This window comes from Nonomuraea cavernae, from assembly GCF_040655715.1.
Classification (GTDB): domain Bacteria; phylum Actinomycetota; class Actinomycetes; order Streptosporangiales; family Streptosporangiaceae; genus Nonomuraea; species Nonomuraea cavernae_A.
Map to the genome: position 1 here is coordinate 1 of NZ_JBFAKL010000072.1, position 2,519 is coordinate 2,519.

2 protein-coding genes are annotated in these 2,519 nt (G+C 60.0%); one reads left to right on the forward strand and one right to left on the reverse strand.

The window, feature by feature from the left end; translation table 11 throughout:
• Positions 1–337: 337 nt before the first annotated feature.
• Positions 338–865 carry a transposase gene (locus AB0I38_RS40235; protein ID WP_436838831.1) on the forward strand — a complete coding sequence of 176 codons (528 nt, stop codon included), beginning with the start codon at positions 338–340 and terminating at the stop codon, positions 863–865.
• Positions 866–1,564: 699 nt separating this feature from the next.
• Here the strand turns inward: AB0I38_RS40235 and AB0I38_RS40240 are convergent.
• Complete coding sequence (locus AB0I38_RS40240; RefSeq protein WP_358496140.1) at positions 1,565–2,284, reverse strand: S1 family peptidase; 720 nt, start codon at positions 2,282–2,284, stop codon at positions 1,565–1,567.
• Between the last annotated feature and the right edge of the window lie 235 nt (positions 2,285–2,519).

Genomic DNA, 2,519 nt, shown 5'->3' on the forward strand with positions numbered 1-2,519 from the left:
ATCGTAGGTGAGGCACAAGGTCACTCGCAGACCATCGCCGATACACCCACAGTCACGCTGGCGAACGACTTAAAGATCTACCGATGTAGTACTGGGTGGGCAGGTCGAGAACACCGAGCCGCTTCGACGGAAGTTCTCCCTCCAGAATGGCCGCCTTCTGTAGTCCGGGGGCGACGTCCACCCATGACCATTGCGTCTTTTCGTAGGTGTCGTTTCGGGCGGTCGAGCGGGATGAGCGGGCGATCGCAGCCTGGCGAAATGAGGTCTGGCCGGAGGGAAAAGGGCCGCGGCGGACCTGGACGCCTGGCTGTGCTTCGAGGACGAGGCCGGTCAAGGTCTGAGACCGCCCAAGGGCCGCAGCTGGGGGCGGCGCGGGGTGACGCCGGTCGTGACGGTGTCCGGTGGCGGGTCGGGAACCGTGATGATCGCCGGCCTGATCACCACCAGGCCCGGCCGTCAGCCGCGGCTGATCTACCGGATCCGGTTGCGGCGCGGCCGTAAAGGCGAGCGCAAGTCGTTCTCCGAGGCCGACTACAGCGCGCTACTCGACGCAGCCCACCAGCAGCTGAGCGGCCCGATCGTGCTCGTGTGGGACAACCTGAACTCCCACGTCAGCGCGCGCATGCGGGAGCTGGTCGAGCGTCGGGCCTGGCTGACGGTCATCCAGTTACCCGCCTACGCTCCCGAACTGAACCCGGTCGAGGGCGTCTGGGCCCACCTGAAGCGCTCTTTGGCCAACCTGGCGAAGAAGACGCTGAACGAGCTCGCCCGACTGATCAAGACCCGGCTCAAGAAAATGCAGTACCGGCCCCAGCTGATCAGCGGCTTCATCGCCAAGACCGGACTGAACGAGAAGCCGCCATAACCTCAGCCTTTGAACCTCTCCTAGCGCATAGCATTCCTCTATTGCTTAAACTCTTTGGCTGTTCACAGAAGTCACACGCCCGATACGAAAAACGGGACCTTCGGGATCAATCTCGAGACATCGTGCAGCGCCGTCAACGAGCGTCTTGGACTTCGCCATGTCTCTCCAGTGGATGAACCCTCCTGTAAGGACTACCCGATCGCCCTGCAGGATTTGCCCGACCGGAGGCAAGTCTATGCCCTGTTTTCCGTCAACAACTATTGGCCTCGCGCCTACCGGCCAGACAGGCAGGACACTTTTCGGTGGCGAATTATAATTGAGCACTAAACAGTGATGGACGGAATCGTAGGCCAGCGTGGCTGTAAGGCTTGCCTTCATCGTCTGCGTATACGTGTGTCTGACAATGAGCGGACCCCTACTCATCTTCGTGTCCTCACCGGGAGCATCCGAGCACGCGGCGAGACTGAAAAGAGCGAGCGCAACGAGTCCGTGCACTAGACGAGATGCGCCGTTGAAGTCATGAGGCGTTGAGCTCATGGGGCCAGTAAATCACAAAATGTCCTGATGAGAGGCGCGTGAACACCCGGCACGCCAGCCGGAAGAGTGGTACTGATGGCGAGCGAAGACCGGCTATGAGGAGCCCAACGCCTGCAGTCGGGGTACCTAGAATCCGGTGCCCCGACCTGGTGCCGACGCTAGTCAGCACGTATTGCAGGTCCAGACTTGCCAGGGGTTGGCAGTCCCGAAGCCGCCTGCTTTGGGGATGTTCCAGACCTTGGCATGGTACGAGTGGAGGACGCTTCCAGGCGGATCTTCTCCAGCGTAGAGTATTCCATACGCCGTGCCGCCCCAGTACGCTGGTCCGCCACTGTCGCCGCCCAGGGTGGAGGTGTCGGTCTCGAAGTTGTCTTCGAAACCGTCATCCCATCCGACGCTTAACTGGGTGACCTTGCCGCATCTCGCTCCGAGTCCTTGCGTCGCGCTTGTTCGCCCAAATGTACACATTGGGATATTTGTGACAGCAGGAACGCTCCAGTTGGTAGCGTAGCGCGGCAGATTAAGCTCGTAATAGAAGGTGCGAGTATAGGTAAGGTCGCCTCCTTGGTATCGAGCGATATCGTAGTCTGGCGCACGGTACATCCGGCTCACAGTTGTTCTGTTATCGTCTCTAGCCGGGTGGTTGAGGTAGATGAGGTAGGGGTCGTCAGCGCAGTGCTTCGCCGTTGTCGTGCCTTTGACTCCGGTCTCGCTGATGACGTTGAACCCGGCGGTGCACCATGGGGTGCCGTCTGCCAAGTTGAAGTATCCTCCTCCGCGGAGGTTGTTGTCCTTCGGCTTGATCCCCAGGTCGTCGACCGTCGTAACCTTAAAGGTCACGTGCGGGTTCATCGGCTGTGCGGCTTGCAGTTCGTCTCGCAAGCGATCGTAGTCGCTAGCTCGGATCCCTTTCTTCGGCTGCACTTCGAGAAGGACTGCTCCTGCCTCGGTATCGTAGCTGCCTTTAACTCTCTCGACCTCTGGGTGGGCGGCAATCGCGAGTCATCGAACTTAGGCGGGGATACACAGATTGAATTCGTAGAGTCATAGAGTCGTGACGGTTCGCCGTTGCTGGTGTACGACCGATGTATGCGGTACGGGCAACGAGGCGGCTACA